Raw genomic sequence first — 660 nt, forward strand, 5'->3', positions numbered from 1 at the left:
GCTAGTCCGACTAACAAAATGAATGAGAAGCAGAGAGCTAAAAAAGCCCGTATTACCAAATCCAGAGAATTTGGTAACCGCCGTGGTAAAAACTCAACACGTAAGAGTAAAGGAAAGGGCAGTACTTCTCGTTAATTGATTTTAACGAGGGCTTGCCTAGGTGTTTAGCTTTCTATGACTGAACTGCATCCCCCTAAAGAAGATATTTGCCCCAGATGTGGCAAAGCAAACCTATGCTTGAATGTCATTAAAAAAGACCTTTCAACGGGGGCTATGATACCACCTAATACTGTTAGTATTCGGGAAGAGCCTTGTTGGTGCGCCTCCGTTAACTTGAACTCTAATCAACGTGCTGAAGCATCAAAATTTGGTAATGGTTTATGTTGTTTGTGCGCAAGCTGCATTGCTGAAATTCAAGCGATATAGCTGCCCTATTACCACTTTAAAAAAAGAAAAAGCCTATTTCCCCCTGTATGTGATCTCGTAAATATTTGTTACTTTCCCTTCACAGAGCCTTTTAAGTCGCTTTATACTCGAACTGTAGTGTGCAAAAAATAAACAGTTTTTGCATCACACCAAAATTTATATTTGCGCGTTCCCTCTATCGACGCGAGGTTACCACCTCTTACGACTTGTTTGAGTAGTCGTGGTCATAAGCCA

General features: G+C 40.9%; 1 protein-coding gene. It reads left to right on the forward strand.

Features of this window, described 5'->3' with window-relative positions:
* The first annotated feature begins 174 nt into the window (after positions 1-174).
* Entirely contained in the window at positions 175-426 is a 252-nt protein-coding gene (locus A3763_RS30240; protein ID WP_068510590.1) for a cysteine-rich CWC family protein, read from the forward strand.
* Positions 427-660: the final 234 nt, after the last annotated feature.

The organism is Oleiphilus sp. HI0128, assembly GCF_001635365.1.